17 protein-coding genes are annotated in these 20,945 nt (G+C 62.1%); 3 read left to right on the top strand and 14 right to left on the bottom strand.

What is annotated here, in order from left to right; genetic code table 11:
* Positions 1–108: 108 nt before the first annotated feature.
* Positions 109–1,587: a DHA2 family efflux MFS transporter permease subunit gene (locus GD606_RS03035; protein ID WP_211922112.1), complete on the top strand. Its 1,479-nt coding sequence runs from the start codon at positions 109–111 to the stop codon at positions 1,585–1,587.
* A 53-nt stretch (positions 1,588–1,640) separates the two neighbouring features.
* Here GD606_RS03035 and GD606_RS03030 read toward each other — a convergent pair whose 3' ends face one another.
* The 5 genes from GD606_RS03030 to GD606_RS03010 all read right to left on the bottom strand — a co-directional run bounded on the left by GD606_RS03030 (position 1,641) and on the right by GD606_RS03010 (position 10,932).
* A complete protein-coding gene (locus GD606_RS03030; RefSeq protein WP_309550380.1) occupies positions 1,641–2,579 on the bottom strand; it encodes a delta(1)-pyrroline-2-carboxylate reductase family protein in 939 nt (312 codons plus the stop codon).
* Positions 2,576–5,656 (bottom strand): efflux RND transporter permease subunit, encoded by a 3,081-nt coding sequence (locus GD606_RS03025; protein ID WP_163301310.1) that lies wholly within the window; start codon positions 5,654–5,656, stop codon positions 2,576–2,578. Before GD606_RS03025 ends, GD606_RS03030 begins: the two co-directional genes overlap by 4 nt.
* A 19-nt stretch (positions 5,657–5,675) precedes the next feature.
* The gene (locus tag GD606_RS03020; protein WP_163301309.1) at positions 5,676–6,905 is read right to left on the bottom strand and encodes an efflux RND transporter periplasmic adaptor subunit; all 1,230 of its coding nucleotides are present in this window, start codon (positions 6,903–6,905) and stop codon (positions 5,676–5,678) included.
* A 170-nt stretch (positions 6,906–7,075) separates the two neighbouring features.
* Positions 7,076–8,185, bottom strand: a complete 1,110-nt coding sequence (locus tag GD606_RS03015; RefSeq protein ID WP_163301308.1) for a transporter substrate-binding domain-containing protein — start codon at positions 8,183–8,185, stop codon at positions 7,076–7,078.
* A 53-nt stretch (positions 8,186–8,238) separates the two neighbouring features.
* Positions 8,239–10,932: a mechanosensitive ion channel domain-containing protein gene (locus tag GD606_RS03010; RefSeq protein ID WP_163301307.1), complete on the bottom strand. Its 2,694-nt coding sequence runs from the start codon at positions 10,930–10,932 to the stop codon at positions 8,239–8,241.
* A gap of 253 nt (positions 10,933–11,185) precedes the next feature.
* On the opposite strand from GD606_RS03010, the gene GD606_RS03005 reads away from it, so the two are divergent.
* Positions 11,186–12,487, top strand: coding sequence for a M23 family metallopeptidase (locus tag GD606_RS03005; RefSeq protein ID WP_163301306.1), 1,302 nt, complete (start codon positions 11,186–11,188; stop codon positions 12,485–12,487).
* 117 nt (positions 12,488–12,604) lie between these two features.
* On the opposite strand, the gene GD606_RS03000 is transcribed toward GD606_RS03005, so the two are convergent.
* The 5 genes from GD606_RS03000 to GD606_RS02980 form a co-directional block, all read right to left on the bottom strand.
* A complete protein-coding gene (locus GD606_RS03000; RefSeq protein ID WP_163301305.1) occupies positions 12,605–13,285 on the bottom strand; it encodes a molybdate ABC transporter permease subunit in 681 nt (226 codons plus the stop codon).
* A gap of 43 nt (positions 13,286–13,328) precedes the next feature.
* Positions 13,329–14,051 (bottom strand): molybdate ABC transporter substrate-binding protein, encoded by a 723-nt coding sequence (gene modA, locus GD606_RS02995; protein ID WP_246298941.1) that lies wholly within the window; start codon positions 14,049–14,051, stop codon positions 13,329–13,331.
* 90 nt (positions 14,052–14,141) lie between these two features.
* Complete coding sequence (locus GD606_RS02990; RefSeq protein ID WP_163301304.1) at positions 14,142–14,840, bottom strand: alpha/beta hydrolase family protein; 699 nt, start codon at positions 14,838–14,840, stop codon at positions 14,142–14,144.
* An 18-nt stretch (positions 14,841–14,858) separates the two neighbouring features.
* Positions 14,859–15,359, bottom strand: coding sequence for a tRNA (N6-threonylcarbamoyladenosine(37)-N6)-methyltransferase TrmO (tsaA, locus tag GD606_RS02985; RefSeq protein ID WP_163301303.1), 501 nt, complete (start codon positions 15,357–15,359; stop codon positions 14,859–14,861).
* Positions 15,359–15,634, bottom strand: coding sequence for a hypothetical protein (locus GD606_RS02980; RefSeq protein ID WP_163301302.1), 276 nt, complete (start codon positions 15,632–15,634; stop codon positions 15,359–15,361). Before GD606_RS02980 ends, tsaA begins: the two co-directional genes overlap by 1 nt.
* A 370-nt stretch (positions 15,635–16,004) precedes the next feature.
* On the opposite strand from GD606_RS02980, the gene GD606_RS02975 reads away from it, so the two are divergent.
* A complete protein-coding gene (locus tag GD606_RS02975) occupies positions 16,005–17,126 on the top strand; it encodes a TOBE domain-containing protein (RefSeq protein WP_163301301.1) in 1,122 nt (373 codons plus the stop codon).
* A gap of 182 nt (positions 17,127–17,308) precedes the next feature.
* On the opposite strand, the gene GD606_RS02970 is transcribed toward GD606_RS02975, so the two are convergent.
* The 4 genes from GD606_RS02970 to GD606_RS20290 all read right to left on the bottom strand — a co-directional run bounded on the left by GD606_RS02970 (position 17,309) and on the right by GD606_RS20290 (position 20,881).
* Entirely contained in the window at positions 17,309–17,803 is a 495-nt protein-coding gene (locus GD606_RS02970; RefSeq protein ID WP_163301300.1) for a hydrogenase maturation protease, read from the bottom strand.
* Positions 17,804–17,992: 189 nt separating this feature from the next.
* Positions 17,993–19,360, bottom strand: coding sequence for a Ni/Fe hydrogenase subunit alpha (locus GD606_RS02965; protein ID WP_170304566.1), 1,368 nt, complete (start codon positions 19,358–19,360; stop codon positions 17,993–17,995).
* A gap of 132 nt (positions 19,361–19,492) precedes the next feature.
* Positions 19,493–20,428 (bottom strand): NADH-quinone oxidoreductase subunit B family protein, encoded by a 936-nt coding sequence (locus GD606_RS02960; RefSeq protein ID WP_163301298.1) that lies wholly within the window; start codon positions 20,426–20,428, stop codon positions 19,493–19,495.
* A gap of 15 nt (positions 20,429–20,443) precedes the next feature.
* Complete coding sequence (locus tag GD606_RS20290) at positions 20,444–20,881, bottom strand: hydrogenase iron-sulfur subunit (protein ID WP_163301297.1); 438 nt, start codon at positions 20,879–20,881, stop codon at positions 20,444–20,446.
* Between the last annotated feature and the right edge of the window lie 64 nt (positions 20,882–20,945).

Genomic DNA, 20,945 nt, shown 5'->3' with positions numbered 1-20,945 from the left:
GGATTTCCGAGAAGGCCCATAAAAAAAGCTTTGCGACCCAGACGGCATCACTATAGAAATGACGGCTCTGCGCGCATCCGGAAAAACCCGGCGCGCCAAGGACTCTCCATGCCAGAAAACGCCTCATCCGTCCCGGAACCCGCCATCGGCTCCTCCGTGGCCCTGTCCATGCTCGGGGTGAACATGATGGTGCTCATGGCCACCCTGGACATGAGCATCGTCAACGTGTCGCTTCCCACCCTGGCTGCAAGCCTCGGGGTGGATTTCGCCACCATCCAGTGGGTGATCCTAAGCTACGTGGTGGCCATCGCCTGCTTGCTGCTGCTCATCTCCCGGCTCGGGGACATGATGGGCAAAAAGCGCATCTTCGCAACCGGCCTGATCATCTTCACCGCCTCCTCGCTTTTATGCGGGCTGGCCCCGGGCGCCCATTGGCTGATCGCCTTCCGGGCCCTGCAAGGCGTGGGCGCGGCCATGAGCCAGGCCCTGGGCATCGCCATCGTCACCGAGATCGCCCCGCCCGGCACACGCGGCCGGGCCATCGGCTTTGTGGGGGCCACGGTGTCCATGGGACTGGCCCTGGGGCCGTCGGTGGGGGGAATCCTCATCGATCTGGCCGGATGGCGCTGGATCTTTCTGGTCAACGTGCCCATCGGGCTTTTGGCCATGCGCATTGTGGCCAAATACATGCCCGCCCTGCCCCCCTCCCAGGCCAGGCAACGCTTCGACGTGCCCGGCGCGGTCGTCGCCGCCGTGACGCTGGGCTGTTACTGTCTGGGAATGACCCTGGGCCAGAAGACGGGCTTCGACCAGACAGGCGCCCTGTCCCTGCTGGGTCTCTCCGTGATCGGATTTGCGGGATTTCTTATGGTGGAGCGGCGCACGGCCCAGCCCATGATCGATTTGTCCCTGTTCCGCAATCTGCGCTTTTCCCTGAACCTGCTCATGTCGGTTCTGGTGTTCATCTCCCTGTCCGGCGGGTTCATCGTGCCTTTTTTCCTGCAGATGGCCCAGGGGCGTTCCCCCCGGGAGGTCGGGCTGATCATGATGGTCCTGCCCGTGTGCATGGGGGTGTTCGCCATGCTGTCCGGCTCCCTCTCCGACCGCTTCGGGTCGCGGGGATTGAGCATCCTGGGACTGGCCACGGTGGGCATCGGCTATCTGGCCATGACCGGGCTGACCCAGGACGCCCCCTGGTGGGAATTCGTCCTGCGCAACTGTCCCGTGGGCATCGGCATCGGGCTGTTCCAGGTTCCCAACAACAGCGCCATCATGGGGGCCGTGCCGCGTGAGCGGCTGGGCGTGGCCTCGGGGCTGCTCAACTATACCCGGGTGTTCGGCCAGTCCACGGGCATGCCCCTGACCGGGGCCATATTCACCGCCTCGGTGGCGGGCATGACGGCCATGCCCACGCGGGCGGACATGACCCATGTGCCTCCCGGCCAATTGGTGGCCGCCTTTTGCCATACCAACGCGGTCCTGTTTTTCCTGGCCATGGCGGCGCTGGCCTTGGGGATCGTGGTTTGGCGGCTGGACCGCACGGCCAAGCCGCAGGCCGCCTCCTCAAAAAACACAGGGGCGGCCTGACCGGAAGGCCTCTTCCGGACGGCGCGAGGGCCGCGGTCTCCCTGGAATTTCGCTCAGGATGCGGGCGAAGCCGCCGACAGAGAGCACATGGCCAGCCGGGCGGCGGCCAGATCGAACAGGGCGTGCCCCACGCTTTTAAATAGCACCGGTCCTTTGCCCGAGTCCGGGCCTTGGGCCGCGCCGTCCGCCACATCCTCCAAGGGCGTGATGCGCCCGAAGTCCACCCCGGCCCGGATGAGATCGCCCGCCTCCTCCTGCGCCGCCTTCAGATCGTCCACGTAGACCTGCGACCGACGAACCAGACCGGCCGGAATCTCGGCCGCCCGGGGGGAAAATGATCCCACGGCGGCCAGGAAGGCGTCGTCTGCAACCCTGTCCGGAATGACCGGGTCCGTGGCCGTGGTGGCCGTGACCACGAGAGACGATTCGGACAGCATCCCGGAGAGCTCTTGGGCGTCCACGGCCTTGGCGTCCAGACCCGCCTGCCGCAAGGATTGGGCCAGGGCTTCGGCCTTGGCCGCCGTGCGCGAGGACACGGCACAGGCCTTCACCCCCAGGCCCTCATGAAAGGCCAGGGCGTGCGTCCGGGCCTGCACCCCCGCCCCCACGACCACCAGCGGCCCGGTCGGACTTTTGGCCAGAAGGCGCGCCGCCAGAAGGCTCAGGGCCGCCGTGCGCCGGGCGGTCACCGTGGGGCCATGCAGTTCGAAAAGGGGTTTTCCCGTGGCCGCGTCGGACACCGTGACCTCGCCCTGGATGGCGGGCAGGCCCCGGCCGGGATTGCCGGAATGCACGGTGATGCGTTTGACCATGAGCAGTTGGTGGTCCGTGGCGGGCATGACCAAAAGCACGCCGCCGGGCAGGGGCATGTGCAGCCGGGGCGGGGCGGAAACCCCGCCCCGCCGCTTGAGGATCAAGACCTCGGCCAGGGCGTCGGCCAGCCGGTCAAAGGGCAGCGCGCTGGCGGTTTGGGCCGCGTCCAGACGCATCATGAGGCGTCGGCGCGGCTCTCCGAGCGTTTGGTCAGCCAGTGCTGGAGCTCGTCCATGTAGGTATAAAACACCGGGGTCAGGTACAGGGTGACGACCTGGGAGATGACAAGCCCCCCCGCCACCACCAGGCCCACGGGCTGCCGGGCGTCGCCGCCGGCGCCGTAGCCCAGGGCGATGGGCATGATGCCTGCGATGGCCGCCACGGTGGTCATCATGATGGGCCGAAACCGCACCACGCAGCCCGCGAACACGGCCTCGAAGGGGGTTTTGCCCTCCTTCTCGGCCTCGATGGCGAAGTCGATGACCATGATGGAGTTTTTCTTGACGATGCCGATGAGCATGATGATGCCCACGAAGCCGTACAGATCCAGGGGACGGCCGAAGAACAGGAGCGTCACCAGGCCGCCCAGGGCCGCCGAGGGCAGGCCCGAAAGCACGGTCAGGGGATGGATGAAGCTTTCGTAGAGGACGCCCAGGATGATGTAGATGACCATGATGGCCAAAAGCAGCAGGAAGGGCACGCTGTTCAGGGATTCCTGGAAGGCCGTGGCCTGTCCTTCAAAGAAATAGCTGATGGTGGGCGGCAGTTCCTTTTTGGCCAGGTCGGTGATGGCCGTGACTGCCTGTCCCAGGGAATAGACGCCTGCCGTGTTGAAGGAGATGGTGACCGAGGTCAGCTGGCCGGTGTGGTTGACCACCAGCGGTCCCACGCCCTCGCGCATGCTGACCATGCCGTTTAAGGGCACGAGCTTCATGTCCCCGGTGGTGTCGTCGGCCTGGCTGGTGCGCACGTAAAGCTTGTTCATCAGGTCCGGTCGGCGCTGGAACTCGGGCTGCACCTCAACAATGACCTTGTAGGTGTCGGTGTTGGCGTACAGGTTGGTCACCTGTCTGGCCGCATAGGCGGTCATGAGCGCCGTTTCCAGGCTTTGGGCCGTGACCCCCAGGGTCTTGGCCTTGTCGCGGTCGATGTCCACGAAGATCTGCGGACCATTGATCTGCATGTCGGTGTTGACGTCGGCCAGTTCCGGCAGCTTGCGCATGAGCCCTTCCATCTTGCGGGCCAAAGGATAGAGCTCCGAGGTGTTCGGAGACAACAAGGTGAACTGATAGAGGGCCTTGGTCTGCTTGCCGCCGATCTGGATGGAGGGCGGATTGTACATGAAGATCATAAGGTCCGGTACCTGGGCCACCTTGGGGCGCAGGCGGTCGATGATCTCCTGGGCGCTGGCCTTGCGATCCTTCATGGGCTTGAGCAGCGGAAACCCGGCGGCGTTGTTCATGGAAGTGACGGGGCCGCCCACGCCGATGACGCCAATCATTTTAAAAATATCGGGGTCGGCGGCGATGACCCGGTTGAGCCGCAAAAGCCGCTCCTTCATGGTGTCGAAGGAGGCGCTCTGCTCGGCCATGGCGAACAGGTAGAACATGCCCGAATCCGTGGCCGGTATGAATCCCGTGGGCACCACGGTGAAAAGCCACATGGTCAGGGCCAAAACCCCCATGGAGAGCAGAAGCACCACGGCCCGGAAGCGCAGGGCCACATGCAGGGTTTTCTCGTATCCCCGCTCGATGAGTTTGAACAATCCTTCGGATTCGTTCATTTTTCCTGATAAAAACCGGCTGCACAGCATGGGCGTCAAAGACAGGGTGACGAACCCGGAGACCAGGATGGCCACGGTGATGGTCACGGCCATCTCATTGAGCACCCGGCCCAGGATGCCGGCCATGAACATGATGGGAATGAACACCACGGACAGGGACAGGGTCATGGAGATGATGGTGAAGCCGATCTGCCGGGCCCCGTCCAGGGAGGCCTGCATGACCTTTTTGCCCATTTCCATGTGGCGCACCACGTTTTCGATCATGACGATGGCGTCGTCCACCACGAACCCGACGGCCAGGATCAGGGCCATCATGGACAGGTTGTCCAGGGAAAATCCGAGAACCTGCATGACCGCCAGGGTGCCGATGATGGACGAAGGCAGGGCCATGGCCGCAATGAGGGTGGCCGGGATGTTTTTGAGGAAGAAGAAGATGACCACCACCACCAGGGCCACGGACAAAAGCAGCGTGAACTGCACGTCGACGATGGAGTCCTCGATGGAAACAGAACGGTCGTAGAGCACCTCGACGGTGATCGAGGGCGGCAGGGTGGCCTCGATCTGGGGCAAAAGCGTCATGATGTCCTTGACCACCTCGATGGTGTTGGTCCCTGCCTGCCTTTTGACGGCGATAATGATGCCCTGGTCCTGGTTGAAATACGCGGCGTTTTTGTCGTTGATGGTGGAATCGATAGCCCTTCCCACATCGGCCAGGCGGATGGGCTGGCCGTTGCGGTAGGTGATGATCTGGCGGTTGTAGGCCGCCGCCGTGTGCAACTGGCCCCTGGTCTTGATGGTATAAAGCTTCTCCGTGCCGTACAGGGATCCCGTGGGCAACATCACGGTTTCCGAGGAGAAGGCGTCGGCGACCTCATCGATTCCGATGCCCAGGGCGGCCAGCTTGTCGGGATTGACCTGGACCCTGGGGGCGTAGGTCTGGTCGCCGTAGATGGACACCTGGGCCACGCCGTTGATCATGGAGATGCGCTGGCTGATGAAGGTCTTGGCGTAGTCCGTGACCTTGTAAAGGGGCATGGAGTCGCTGGCGATGCGGATATAGACAATGGGCATGTCCGCCGGGTTGACCTTCTGGAAGGTCGGGGGACTGGGCAGGGTGTTGGGCAGGCTGCCCTGGGCGGCGTTGATGTAGGTCAAAACATCCGTGCCCGCGCCGTCGAGATTGCGTGAAAGATCGAACTGCAGGGTGATGGTGGTGGAGCCCAGGGCGTTGACCGAGCTCATGGATTGCAGTCCCGAGATGGACGAGAACTGCCGCTCAAGCGGCGTGGCCACGGCCGAGGCCATGGTTTCCGGGTCCGCGCCCGGCAGGTTCGCCGTGACCTGAATGGTCGGGAAGTCGATGTTGGGCATTTCGCTGACAGGCAGCGAAAAATAGGAAACCACGCCGAAAAAGACGAGGGCCGCCATGAGCAGCGTGGTGGCTACCGGACGCTTGATGAAAAGATCGGTCATGCCCGTGATCCTTGTGGTGTTAGGAGCCCTGCCGATCCTTGTCGGGTGCGCCCTGCCCTCCGCCAGCGGCCGTCCCCTGCCCTTGCGTGGTCGCCGCCGCCGGGGGAACCGGCCCATCGTCGTATTTCTTGTCGGTGATGACGTTCACCGGCGCCCCGGGGAAAAGCTTGATCTGTCCCGAGGTGATGAGCGTGTCGCCGGGGCTTATGCCCGATTCGATCACGGTTTGTGTTCCGATTTTGCGTCCGACCTTGACCTTGCGCATCTCGACGGTCTTTTGCGGGCTGACCACGAAGGCCGAGATGCCGTCCTGGGTTTCCATGAGGGCGTCCGACGGGACAAGTATCTTGTCCGACTGAATGGCCAGAACCACGGAGGCCTCTACAAACTGACCAGGCCATAAGGCCTTGTTCTCGTTTGAAAATTCAGCCTGGACAGTGATCATGCCCGTGGTATTGTCCACGGCGTTGTTGATGACCGTCAGCACCCCCGTGCTGGCCGGGGCATCCTTGCCGGGAAAGGTGGCCTTGACGGGAAGCTGGCTCATGGCGGCATGGGAGCGCAGATCGGGCAAATCCTTTTCCGCCACGGAAATCTGGACGTTAATGGGGCGAATCTGGTTGACGGTGAGGATGGTGTCCTTGTTTTCCTCGACCAGGTTGCCGGTCTTGATCTGTTGCAGGCTGCAGACGCCGTCCACGGGAGAGGCGATGGAGCACCAGGACAGGCTGATTTCCGCATCGGCCAGATTGGCCTCGTCCATCCGGACCTGTTCCTTGGCCTGCTGATAGTCCGTACGCTTTTTCTCGTAGTCTTCCTGGCTGATGACCGCCTTCTCCACCAGATCCTTATACCGCATCCAATCCCGGCGGTTCTGTTCAGCCGTAGCCTTGTCGCGCAGAAGCGTGGCCTTGGCCTCGTCCACCTTGGCCTGGAACGGGGCCGGGTCGATGAGCACCAGCCTGTCTCCGGCCTTCACCTCCTGCCCTTCCACGAAAAAAGTCTCTTTGATGTAGCCCGTGACCTGGGGACGGACTTTGACGGTATTATAGGCATAGACATGGCCTACGCCGTCGACGTTGAGCGGCGCGCTCGTCGTGGCGACCTGAAGAACCGTGACGTCTACGGGTTGCAAGGCCGCCTTCTGTTCGGGCTTCTTTTCACAACCTGAAAAGAACAGACAACACACGGCCATCATGAGCGCCACACGAAACACAGGAATTCGTCCGGACAGGGGGCGGCTTTTCATTGCACTCCTTCAGACGTCGCAGTCACGACGTGCAGACATGTGTTTACCTCTTTACGCGGAGACATTAATCTTTTTGACAATTTCGGGCAAGCCCCATGGAAAGGCCCATACACTGAACTGGCAGGCCAACCAATCGATCACCTCCGTCGACCGGCCTGGCGGCGCCGTTCCTATTCCCCGAGATACGGACCGGTCAGCTTTTCCCAGTAGTCCCGGTCCATGCGCAAACGCAGAAGGACCACGTTGGCCGGCTTGCGCAAGGCGCTGCCCAGGGGAAAGGCGAACCCGTACAACGTGGGGTCGAAGTGCGCGTCCAGAACCACCGCTTTGTGGGAATAGCCTTCCCGTACCGTGTGCAGCAAAAAGGGCCGATCATCCACCACGGCGTCCAGCTCCCCTGCCGACAGGGCGGCCAGGGCGGCGTGGATATCCGTGTATTGGCGCGGCCTGGCGTGGATATGGCGCAGATAGTCCTCAGCCGTTCCTTGGGAGACGCAGCCCACTGCGGCCGTCGGCAGGTCGGCCGGACCGTTGACCTTGCCCTCGATGCGGCCCACGGTCAGGGTGGTGGTCACGCTGGCCGTAAAAACGGACACCAGCACCACCGAGACGAACATCCAGAGCATGCCCAGAAGCCGTCCTGCGATGCTTTTGGGGGCGGTGTCGCCATAGCCCACGGTGGTCATGGTCACGGCGGACCACCACATGCCGTCCACAATGCCCCGGGGGCCGCGTCCGAACTGGTCGGGATTCAAACGCCGTTCAATCCACCACACCACAAGGCCGCTGATCATCAACAACAAGCCCATGAGCCCCACGTAGATCAAAAACTGGGGGGAAATAAGCTCACGTACCACATGGATGAAGATATTGCCCACCGGCCGATCCGGAACCGCGATCCCCAGTCCGCTCAGATAATAGGGATGTGTGAAATCCATGTGACGTTCCGAGTCCGGGGTGATGGACAGGGCCGTGACCGCCGCATCGATCCGGCCCTGTTCCACGGCCTGCAGCAGGGATTTCTCATCGAATTCTTCAAGCGTAAACCCGTATCCCATCTCGTCGGCCATATCCTGCCACAGGTCGATGCTTATGCCCTCCCATTCTCCTTGGGCGTTTTTATACGAAAACGGCGGCATCTGCGTGGTTCCCACTTTCAGGATGGTGGAAACCGCAGGGGGGGATGGCGGTGCGGACGGGGGCGACGTCTGGGCCACGGCCGAAAGCGGCGCGCTCCAAAGGAAGACGGCAAGGACGGCGGAGGCGAAAACATGGCGCATGGGGCGATGCTCCTGGCGTTTATGTGGCTGAATCTGTGGCGGCCGTTGCGGGGCTATTCCGGCAGCCGCACCGTGACCCGGGAGAGATTCCATCTGCGCCTGGAATGCACCCGGCGCATCTGCCGGACCAACTTGAACGTCTCGCCGCGTTTTTCCCTAAGGGCCGCCCGGGCCTCCTCCAACTGCATCTCCTCAGTGCCTTTGGGTTTGTATTTGACCTTGACCCCCTGGAAAGCCATCATGATCTTGTTTTCCTGGAATCTTTTGTCGATCTCGGACAAGATGTCCGACTCCGTCTTGAATTTTTTCATGAAGTCGTCGATCCAGATGTACAGGTCGAATTCCACGCCGAAACGGCCAAACTGACGGATGTTGACCTCGGGCTTGGGTTTTTTGAGCACGGCCTCGTTTTCCTTGGCCACCTCCAAAAGCAGCTTGCGCACCTTCTTGATCTTGGCCCCCGGGGCCACGGCCACGGGAATGGTCAGGCGCATGGTGGTGTCGTGGTAGCTTAAGTTGACAATCTCCCCACGCAGAAAGCTGGAATTGGGGATGATGACCATGGTGTTGTCCAGGGTGCGGATGATGGTGTTGCGGATGGAGACGCTCTCCACCTCGCCCAAGTTCTTGCCCTGCTGGATGATGTCGCCCTTTTTGATCGATCCCCCGAACATGATGATCAGGCCGCTGACGAAGTTGTTGACGATGTCTTTTAAGCCAAAGCCAATGCCCACGGACAGGCCGCTGGCGATCCAGGCCAGGGCGTGCAGGGACACCCCGAACAAATACAGGGTGAGCAGCATGAACCCCAGCCAGACCAGATAGGAGCTGATGTTTTTCAGGGCGTGGCTCAGTCCCGGGTCCATCTTCCGGCCCCCCAACTGGGGCATGGAGAACAGAGAGCCGAGCCAGGACAGAAGCACCTTGGCCAGGAAAAAAGCCACCACCAGGGTTATCACGGCATGGGGGGTGATGGTCGCCACGCCGATGGTCAGGGAAAGATCCATAACGTAGTCGGCAAAGCCTGGCCCGCCCATGTACTGCAGCACCCAGAAAATATAGAAGGCATAGATGATCGTCTGGGCGAAGGGCAGGCCAAGCCCCGGCCTCGCCTCCCCTCCCCTGGCCGTCGCAAACGACACGACCGCCTGGTGCAGCAGGCGGGAACACCACAGAGTCAGAAGCAGCATGAAGATGGCCTGGGTCACAATGAGGCTTTGCGGACCAAAACCGGCCAGCCCGGCCACAACCATGAGGGCCATGAGATATCCGGCCTGGGCCGAAAAGTTGCGTAGTCGCGAGGCGTTTCCGGCCTGGGCCCTCAGGCGGTACAGACGGATGGAGGCCCACAACGCGGCCAGGCTCCACACGAGTCCCACGCCCGTGGCGGGGATGTTGAGGGCCTGAAGCGCCGCCCCCAGGGCGAAAAGCACGGAAAAGACGAAAATGGGGCGGCGCACCAGCGGCGGCGTCTCCGACGCCTGGGTCAGGGACATGCGGCGCGACAGCACGAGCATGACCCCGAAGGCGATCAACACCACCCACCCCAGGGCGACGAACTGATTGTTGGTAAAAAGCGTCAACTGGTCGGCAAGGTAGAGGGACAGCCCCAGAAAGACCAGCAGTCGGCCGAGGCGTTGCTGAAGATCCAAACCGGACGGTGGCCCGAAGAGATCCGGGTCAGATTGCGGCGCGGCGGGGGCCTCATTATCGGCATCCGTTTCGAGGCGGCCGCCTTCCGCTTCTAGAGACATTGCCTGAGACGTTTCTTCTTGCGTTTTACGCTTCGCTTCTGAATCCGTTTCCAGCGACACGTTTCCGGGGCGCTCGGCCCTGGCGCGCAGGGATTTCACAACGGCCGCCGCCAGGCACAGGAGGATGAAAAAGCCCGCCAGATAGGCAAAAAACAACGTCCAGCGCACCCAGCCCACCAGGGGACCGGCGAAGCGTGGAAAGGCCTCGGCCCATTCCTCCATATCGTCGTCCAGGGATTGCCACCCTTCCAGGGTCAACAGAGTGTCCGACCGGGAAAAATAGTAGCGTTTCAGGGCATCGATAAATCCCGCCTGGATCTGGTCCTGCACCTGGGTGATTCCGGCCTGCAACTGATCGGCCTGGGTCAGGGCGTCGTCGACATCCGCCTTGATCTCGTCGAGATCCTTTTTGAATTCCCGAAACCGGGCCAGGGGGGCGTCTAAGCTGTCGCTCGTCCCGGCGGCGTAATCCAGGGTCAGGCCTTTTTTCCGAATGGCCCGTATGGAGGAATAGTCCTTTTTGGCCTGGGCCAGCCTGGCCTGGCGGTCGTCCAGGGGAGACCGCTTCAGTTCCACATAGCGCTCAAGCTCCCGCAACTGGATGAGAATGCTGCGATAGGCCCACGGGGTCTCCCCGGCCACGCCGCGCAAAAGCAAGAGCTGGTCCAGGCGGTTGTCGGCCTTGGCCAGGGCGTCTCCAAGCTCGACCTTCATGGCGGGCAGGATCGTACGCAAGGCCTCGGTCTGGCGGATGCGCAGGTCCAGATCCTTTTCGATTCCGGCCAGGATCGTCTGCCACGTTTCGGTCTCCCGGGTTTCATGGTCCAGGGCCTTTTTCTCCCGGGCCGACAGGGAGGCGGCGTTTTCCACCGTCGCCGACGCGGCAGGGGGCGATCCGGTTTGGGCAAAGGCCGCCCCCCCCTGCTCCATTATGAAGACGGGAGTGAGGCAGACCACGACATACAACAGGATCGTCAAGGGGAATTTGCGCATGGGTCTCCACAGGGATCTGTCCATCAATGGCGGGTCCGCGCCGCACGAGCGGGCGCACCCTTGGCTGCAACGCCTTTTCCCATGGGGGCAACGAGTACTCTTTTCCCTATCCGCAAGCAAGGATGGAGCTCCGTCTCATCGGGAGCTGGCGCAATTCAGGGAAGGATTCCCCGCCTCTGCCCCTGCCGTTTGGGCAGCTTGAATTCGCTGGCGCATCCCGCTATGTTGTCGGGCAGCAAAAAGGACAGCATCCATGAAAAAATTGTTTTTCCTGACCATTCTCGTCTGCATGGCCCTGGGGGGCGCAGCGGGATATTTCTTTCTGACGGACGGCGAAGCGCCCCATGTGACCCTGCGCCCCGACACCCCAAGCGTCTCGCCGAAGCGGGAATACACGGTGGAGGCGACGGATTCGGGGTCAGGCATCCGGGCGTTAAGCGTCATCGTGAGTCAGGGCGACAAGAAGATCACGATCCTTGACAAGGCCTATTCCCCCGCCCCCCCCCAGGCCTCCGAGACCTTTACCCTGGAAAGCGCGGGACTTAAGGACGGCCCCTTCGACCTCGACGTTACGGCCACGGACAACTCCATCCACGGGTTCGGAGCGGGGAACTCCGCGCTCATGCACAAGACCCTGTCCCTGGATTCCACGCCGCCCGTGGTGGGCGTCCTGAGCCAAGCCCATAACGTGCGCCAGGGCGGCGTAGGCTGCATCGCCTATTCGGTGTCCGAGGAGCCGGAATCCTCCGGGGTGTTGGTCGGGGACGTCTTTTCTCCGGGGTTTAAAATCGCCAACGGCCATTACGTGTGCTTTTTCCCCTTTCCCCTGTCCCTGGAGCCGGGCGATTTCAAGCCCCGGCTGCGGGCCGTGGATCTGGCCGGAAACGAGCGGATCATGGATTTCCGCCATCAGGCCATCCCCCGCAAGTTCAAGGCCGACACCATGAACGTGACCGATGGATTCCTCCAGGCCAAGATGCCCCAGTATTTCGCGTCGTATCCGGGGATGAAGGATCTGGTTGAGATCTATATCAAGGTCAACAACGAGATGCGCCGGGACAACGCCAAAACCCTGCGCGAACTGGGAGCGCAGTCCTCCCCCGAACTGTTTTGGGACAAAAAAGCCTTCATGCGCCTGCCCAACGCCGCCCCCATGGCCGCCTTCGGCGACCGCCGCACCTACATGTACCAGGGGCGCGAGATCGACAAGCAGATCCACATGGGCCAGGATTTGGCATCGTTGGCCAATGCCCAGGTTCCGGCCGCAGCAAACGGCAAGGTGATTCTGGCCGATTTTTTCGGCATCTACGGGCAGGCTGTCATTTTGGACCACGGCCTGGGGATTCAGACCATCTATTCCCATCTGAGCCAGATCACGGTGAAGGTCGGGGACATGGTCAAGCGCGGGGACATCCTGGGCAATACCGGGGCCACGGGACTGGCGGGCGGCGACCATCTGCACTTCGGAGTCATCGTCCATGGCCTGGAGGTGTCGCCCGTGGAATGGTGGGACCAGCACTGGATCGACGACAACGTGGCGGATCGCTTCAAGTAGGACGGTCGTTGCCGTAGCGGGTTTCGGCCCGCCTGGGACGGGAGTCCTTCGCAACCCGGCCGCTCGGCCGGGAACATTCCGTCCGCAGCCTGGACGGCTGACCGGGATGGCGGCGAATCAGGCGGCGGACAGGCGACGGAGCATGAACATGGCTAGAAGCGACGCCAGCCCCAGCATCCCGGCCAGCAAGGCTGCCCGCTCGTAGTCGCCGGTAAACACCGAATTGTAGATCTCCAGGGAGACGGTGTTGGTGCGGCCCACGATGTTGCCGCCAAGCATGAGCGTCACCCCCACCTCGCCGATGGAGCGCGTCCAGGATAAAAACAGCCCGGCCAGGATGTTTTTACGGATAAGCGGCAACACGACCCGAAAAAAAATCTCGAACTCGCTTTTGCCCAGAACCCGGGCCGCCTCCATATACCGGGAAATCTCCCCGCCCACGGCCGCCTGCACCGGCTTGACCATGAGCGGCAACCCGGACACCACGGCGGCCACGGCCACCCCCGTGAATCCGAACACGATCTCCACCCCGAAGATGTCGCGCATGGCCGGGCCGATCACCCCCCGGTTGCCCAAAAAAAGCAGGAGCCCGAATCCCGTGGCGATGGGCGGAAAGACCATGGGCAACGATACGATGAAATCCACCACCGCCGCCAGGGACGAACGCGATCGGCCAAGAAAGTAGCCAAGCCAGACGCCCAACGTCAAAAAAAGGGGTACGCTCACCAGGCAGACCCGCAGGGTCAATGCCAGGGGACCGCGTACCCCCGGGTCGGATAGAAACTCCGCAATGGGCATGGGGGGGCCGGACTCCGCTCAGGCTGGTTCCGGCGCACGCGCCTTACAGACCATGTGCGGCGGCCAGTTTTTTGGCGTCCTCCGAGGCCAGAAAGGCCGCAAAGGCCTTCACCTCGGGCTTCTCCTTGGTCTCCTTGAGGATTCCGGCCACGATGCGGATAGGCGAATACAGGGACTGGTCCACCAGGACCATGCCGCCGATCTTGTCCGCCACGCCCTTTGCGTCCGTGACGTTGATGAATCCGGCGTCCACTTCGCCGCTGACCAGATAGGCCGTGACCTGGGGAACCGTGCCCACCACCAGGAGCTTGTCCTTGACCTTGTCGGCCAGGCCGCTTTTCTCCAGATATTCCGAGGCGGCCTTGCCATAGATGGCCTTGGCCGGGTCGGGCATGGCCAGTTTTTTGATCTCCGGCTTGGCGATGTCCTGCGGGGCGGACAGGGCCACCCCCTTGGCGTAGGCCACCACCAGATGGCCTTGCCCGATCTCGACATAGGAATCGAACTCCACGCCCGAGGCGCTCAGATAGCTTTTATCCCCGAGGATGATGTCGATGCCGCCTCCCCCCTTCAACTGCCCAAATATCTGGCCCATATTGCCATAGAGCAATTCCACCTTCTGGCCTGTTTTGGCCTCGTAGGCCGTGGCGGCCTCATCCACGAGTTTTTTGTACCCGGCCCCAGCGGCCACCAGAAGCGGCCCGGCCAGGGCGTTTTGGGCCAGAAGCGCGACAAAAAGCAACGAAGCAAGAAAACGTGCCATCATGGATCTCCGTGTGGGTTGAATGGTGAATCGTCCGGCAGGTTTCTGCGCCCAGCCCGGTCCGGGTTTCCGGGGCCGGGTTTCCGGGGCCGGTCAGTCCTCAATCGTTTCGCACAGAGCCTTGGCCAGACGAAGGGGATCGGTGGTCATGGGATTGTGATCCGAACTGATCTCCGCATAGCCGAAGCCGCGCTCCCGGGCATGGGCTGCCATGCGGGCCAGCAGGGGATTTTTGGTCTTGGTGCAGCGGATGAAATAGGGGGCGGGCCAGGCGCTTTCCCGGGGGGCGGTCGAGGCGTCCCGAAAGGCGGCGGACGGGATGGGGGCCAGGCGTTCGACGAACGAACGGCTTTTTTCGCCCTCGGGAAGACCGAACATGGGCATGGGCCAGGGCCGCACCTCGGCGCCGTTGCAATGGGAGCTTAAGACCCTGACGAACTCCGGACCCGCCACCTCGGCGAAGGACAGGCCGGGTTCGGGAAGCACCGCATCCACGAACACCAGACGGCGCACTCGTCCGGGAACCCGTTCGCACACGGCCGGGGTGATCATGCCCGAATAGCTGTGGGAGACCAGGATGACATCCGAGAGCTGTTCGTACAGGATGACGTTCTCCACATCCTGGACATAGGTCTCAAGGCCCATGTGCCTGCCGCGAACATGTACCCGCTCCCCCATGCCGGTCAGGGTGGGCGTGAAGACGGCATGGCCCGCATCGCGCAAGGCCGCAGCCGTCTTGCTCCATACCCAGCCGCCCTGAAAGGCCCCATGCACGCAGACGAAAACCGCCATCTCCCCTCCCCTCGCGCGTTATTCGCAGGACGGTGCGGACTCGAACCGGCCGTCGCTGCGCACCCGGACGGCGTTTCCCGAGACCCCGTCGAACCAGCCGAAACGATCCGCGTCCCAGACATCGAAATCCGCCACGTAGGGCTTGATATCCAGGACCGGCGTCTGGTCCAGCATGTCCACGTTTTCAAGCTCCACCATGTTTCCGGCCACGGACAGCACCCGAAGCACGGAGATCCCGATGGGATTGGGCCGCCGGGGGGAACGGGTGGCGAAGATGCCCCGCTCGGAGGTGTCCAAAAAGGGCCGCACGGAAAGGGCATGCCCCTGTATTTTATGAAGGTGGTAAAGCATGATGACATGGGAAAAGCCGTCCAGGTCGCGCAGGCCCTCTTCGAATTCGGGATACACCTCCAGACGGCCGACGACGCCGATGGCCCCCACAGGCTGGATGGGCATGCCGCGAACACTGTGAAACGGGGTATGCACTATCCCGATGGGCTGGTAGACGATCTGCGGCATCAGTCTCTCTTTGCGCCGAAGGCGAGCAACAGGACAAGGGCGGCGACAGCCATCGACACCCCGGCGACAGCGGATTTGAACACCATGGGACAGGCCGCCGCCCCAAGGAACAGGGGCAACAGCCGCCCGAAGAATTCCTTTCCGCTGACCGGATCGAAGTGCCCCGCTCCTCCCATGCCGCTCTCCCCTTCATGGGATGCCGCATGGGGATGCCAATGCACTTCAAGGAGATACAAGACCAGAATGGCTGCCGCAAAGGCGAAGAGAATTCCCATGAACATGACTCCAACGTGCATTTACGACACAATGCTTGCCGCACTGATTATGAGATGCCGCGGACACGGCACGCTTTTGCACCAGGACACAAATGCATGTACGGCAACCGCGAAGTTCTGAATGTCTTCCTGCAAAACCATCGCACTGTGTGTTTTGTTGCGAAAAATGACTGATTTTTTCTAGATCGTATCGAATGGGCAGGCAATGCGGTCACTGGACTTTATGAATGCGTGATAGTTAAATTTATGGTGTGCCAGAAGGGAATTTGGTGTTACGTTGGGTATAGAATCATGACTGTCATGACTCTTCATATTTCCGTGACACTTTATGGCGTGTCGCCGCCAGACGACCTCAGGAGACAGCACAGGGATGGTCACAACGCACACCAAAAAGGCAGTCCGGGCCGCCGGTCCATGTCCGGCCGCCGCGACCATGGCGCAGGGGCGGCCCTGTCCGGCCAAAATTTTTTCCGTCCCCGGCGACATCAAGCATCTCGAATCTGATCAATTGAGCGCGCTTGCGGCCGCGTTCACGGCCTGGAAGGATCGCGCCAAGCGGCCCGACGTGCGGCTTTCCAGGGGGCGGGTGTGGGTGATCTTTCTGCTTCTGCGCCATTGCGGGGCCAAGCTCGGCGAGGTGCTGGCCCTTGATGATCGCGTCGATATCGATTGGCGGACAGGGGTGGTCCGTTTCGGAGGCGTCAAGGAGGGCGAGATTCTGCCCCGGGAGGTCAAACTGCCCCAGGCGGTGGCCGACGAATTGGCGCGGTGCTTTGACGATCCCGCGTTTTTGTCCCTGCGCGGTTCGGTCCTGCACATGGACGGCGGCTACGTCAGGCGAAAATTCTACGAGCGGGGCCAGGAATGCGGCCTGCCCAAGGAACTCTGCAACCCGCGCATCCTGCGCCACTCCCGGGCCGTTGAGCTATTGCGGGGCGGCGTGCCCTTGACCGTCGTCCAGACCATCCTGGGGCATGGCTCGGTGAACCTGACCGCCCACTACCTGAGCTTCACCAGGGAAGACATCCAGTCCCTCGTGAGCTATTACATCCACAAGGAGGCCAGGATGAAAACCAGCGCCCGCAACACCTTCATCGGCCAGGTCTCCAAGGTCCGCACCGGGACGATCCTGTCCGAGGTGACGCTGGTCACCCCCCGGGGGCACGAACTGGTTTCAGTCATCACCAACGAAAGCCTGGAAAAACTCGAGATCCGGGAAGGCGTCCTGGTGACGGCCAGCATCAAGGCCCCGCTGGTGATCCTGGTCAAGGACGACGACGCCCCGGTCAGCAGCATGCGCAACCGGTTGTACGGCACGGTGCTGCGCATCAACGAGGGGGCCATCGCCGCCGAGGTGGTGATGAGGGTGGATGACGACACCGAGGTCTGCGCCCTGGTCACCGACGAGTCTGTGAAGCGCCTTGGCATTGCCGTCGGCGACCCCATCTGGGCCATGTTCAAGGCCTTTTCCGTGGTGCTGGGCGTGGATTGAGCCCCAGACGCGCCAGACACGCCGGACGCGCCGGGCGCTGGCCAGGGGGCGGCCGCCAGGCCGGAGTGAGACCACCCGGCAGGCGGTGCGCCGCAGAAAAACCCCGGACGGCAATATCGATATCAAGGGCCTGGACATCCTCCAGGCCCTTTTTCATTGCGGTACGAAAATCCGGCGTCGGATCAGGGCAGAAGGCACAACTCCCGGACCCGGGCCGCCACCTTGGGCAGGGCCGCCGCCACCTCGGGCGTCAGTTGGTCGGTGATCTCCTCCGGGATGTAGCCCGTCTGCACCACCAGGATATGCACGTCGGTCCCGGTCTGTTCCTTGATGTCTTTCAGGAGATTGACCGAGGGAAACTGGTGCAGGGAAAAATCCTTGATCTTTTTCGGACTCATCATGTCCACGTCGATCTCCCAGAATTCTCCGGCGTTGCGGCTGGGCTCGGTGACCGCGTCCACCACGATGATCCGTTTCGGTTTGGGGTCCATGAGCAGCATGTCCAGGAGCACCTGCCGGATGGAGGTGCCGATGTCCAAAAGGCCCACATCGTCCGGCAACCCGCCCTGCTCTTCCAGCATGTTGACCACGGCCGGTCCCAGGCCGTCATCCCCCCTCAGAATGTTGCCGCATCCGAAAACCATCACCCGCTTCTCGAACATGAGCGACCAATCCACGTGGTTTCCTTCCTGATTTTATAGTGAAAAAAGGCCGTCGCCAGGGGCGACGGCCTTTTGTACGGCAGTTGGCGCCGCGTGTCGAACTTCTTAGTAGTTACGCAAGGTATCCAGGAGCTTGCCATTGCTGTCGTAGATACGGCCTTCGAGAGCGATACCGCCGTCCAGGCGGTGGGTGGCGCAGCTCATTCACGGGTCATATGCTCGTATCGTCATCTCAATGGTATTGAGCACCCCCTGGTCGTATTTGCCGTCCTTGATCAGGGCCTTGGCGGCCTGCTTGACGCCCAGGTTCATGCCCGCGTTGTTGTGTCCCGTGGCCACCACCAGGTTGGCCATGGTCACCAGACCGTTGTCGTCGGTCTTGTAGTGGTGGATCAGCGTGCCGCGCGGGGCCTCAAGGCAGCCCACGCCCTCTCCGGCCCGGGGTTCGATCTTCTGGTGACGCACCTCGCGGCTGGTGATCTCCGGATCGTTTAAGAGCTCTTCGGCCCGTTCGCAGCACTGGATGAGCTCGATCAACCGGGCATAGTTGTACAGAAGCGTCTGGTGCGCCGGACGGCCGAAGGCGGAGCGGAAGATCTCCAGTTCCTTCTGGGCCAGGGGCGTGGCCATCTTGTCGCACACGTTGATGCGCGCCAGGCAGTTGACCCGGTAGACGCCCACGGGGTTGGTCTCGTCCAGGCTGATTTTGCCGGCCTTTTTCATGTACGGGAACTTGAGATACGTCCAGGGCTCCACATGCTCGGCGATGTAGTCCTGATATTCGTGATACTTGAACTGCTCGTAGTTGCCATTTTGATCCATCATGCGCAGTTCGCCGTCGTGGAACTCAAGCGCCCCGTCGCTGGGACGAACGGTTCCCAGATAGCCGGACGGGAACACGCCGACGGTGTTGATCACGTCCAGATATTTGGGGAACACGTTCTCTTTGGCGAAATTGAGCGAAAAGACGCTGAAGTCCAGGGCCTCCTTGACCACGGCCAGGAGTTCCTTGCGCTCTTCCTCAAGCATGGGCCGGGAGTAGCCGCCAGGCACGGCGGCGATGGGGTGGATGACCTTTCCGGCGAACTTTTCCAGGGCCATCTGCACCTTGTAGCGCATGTGCACGACCTGCTTGGCCAGGTCCGGGGCGGCGCCGACCACGCCCACCACGTTTCTGACCGAATAGTCGGCATCCGGGCCAAGGACGAAGTCCGGGGCGGCCAGGAAGTAGAAGTGCAGGATCTTGTCCGGGATAAAGGCCAGCATATGGCACAGTTCCCGGAGTTTGCGTCCGGCCGGGGGCGGGGTGATTCCCAGGCAGCCGTCGGCGGCCTTGCAGGAGGCCAGGTGGTGGTTCCAGGGACAGATGCCGCAGATGCGGTTGACGATGTCCCGGACTTCCTCCACGGGCCGACCCACAACAAACTTTTCAAAGCCGCGCAGGGTCATGATGGCCATGCGCGCGTCGACCACGTTGCCGCTGTCGTCGAGCATGATCTCGAACCCGGCGTGGCCCTCGATGCGCGTCACGGGTGCGACGCGGATCGTTTTGGCGGTATTTGGCGAAGCCATGCGGTTCTCCTCTTCATCCCGGGACGACTGCCGAGGCGTCGAGCCAGGAATATGTTCAAGAAAAAAGCGTCCGTATCCGTTCAAGACCCGGGGGTGAGCCCGATATGCCTGTCCCCGGGCCGTTTCCTTCGACTAGCCGATCTTTTTGAGCACGCTGTGCGCGCCGCTGAACCGGCACAAAAAGCCCCGGCGATCAACCATCTTGCGCGGGTCGTAGCCCACGGTGGACAGCGCGCCCACGTAATCGACGATGGGCAGGGCCCCGTCCTTGACCGGGCCGTAGCAGCCCCGGCAGGGAACACGGGTGGCGATGCACCGGGGGGCCGTGCCGGTCATGCCCGAACACCCGGCCCGGGTGACCGGGCCAAGACACATGAATCCCTGTTCCAGGAGGCAGCGCATGTCATCGACCGGCTTTTCCGGATCGAATTCCGGGCACTCCAGGATGCGTTTGAGATCCCCGGCGCTTTTCTTGCTTTTGCGAATGGTGGGACAGGTGTCGCACACCGACCGCTCGGGCAGGTTGAGCTCGGTCTTGCCGTCCAGAAGGGCCAGCACGGCGGCGGTGATCCAATCAGGGTGCGGCGGGCAGCCCGGCAGCTTGATGTCCACCTTGACGTGCTCGTCCAGGGCGGTGACCGTCTCGAAGGCCTCGGGGATGTGGTAGGTTTTATAGTCCGGGTCGGGACCAGGCACGGTGGTCGGCGATTCCCGGTACATGAAGTCCTTGATCTCCTGGAGCGAATACATGTTGCCCAGGGCCGGGATGCCGCCGTCCGTGGCGCAGGTGCCCAGGGCGATGAGGATCTGGCACCGCTCACGCATCTTCTTGAGCACCTCCAGGTGCTCGGAGTTGCGCACGCCGCCGGAGACGATGCCCACGACGGCCTCGGGGATGTCCAGTTCTTTGTTTTCGCCGGTCTGGCCGTAGTATTTCTTGTCGATAAGGACCGGGATGTGCACGAACTCAAGCTGCGGCAACAGATCCACCAGGACGTCGCCGATGTTTAAGATCGCGATCTCACAGCCCGAACACGAGTTGAGCCATTCTTCCGCTATTGTGACCATGGTTTCCTCCCGGACTTAGGCGCACGCACAGGCGGCCGTTTTTTTCTTGAGCGGATTGGGTCCGAGAGACCTGATCTTGTCCGTGAAGGCGGTCACCACCTCGGCAAACCGGGGCGCTTCGGCCGACGAGACCCACTCGATGGCGAAACGCTCCGGATCGATGCCCAGATCTTCCAACACGACCTTGGCGCCTTCAGCCCTAGCCAACGCTTTGTTATTACCGTCCAGGTAATGGCATTCCCCGAGGTGTCAGCCCATGACGATGACGCCGTCCGCGCCTTTGCGCAGGGCGTCAACGATCAGATTGGGATGGACCATTCCGGAACACATGACCCGGATGGCGCGCATGTTCGTGGGGTACTGCAACCGGGAAACCCCGGCCAGATCGCCCCCCGCATAGGCGCACCAGTTGCAGAGAAAGCCGATGATGACCGGCTCATAGGTGTCAGCCATGGTTGCCTCTCCTTTTTCCTCATGCGGCGGCGGGCGCATATGGTCGCCCCGCCCGCAGCATGAT

The organism is Desulfolutivibrio sulfodismutans DSM 3696, from assembly GCF_013376455.1.
Taxonomy (GTDB): domain Bacteria; phylum Desulfobacterota; class Desulfovibrionia; order Desulfovibrionales; family Desulfovibrionaceae; genus Desulfolutivibrio; species Desulfolutivibrio sulfodismutans.
Note: the sequence above shows the minus strand (reverse complement) of the source record. Positions and strands in the feature narration are given on the sequence as shown.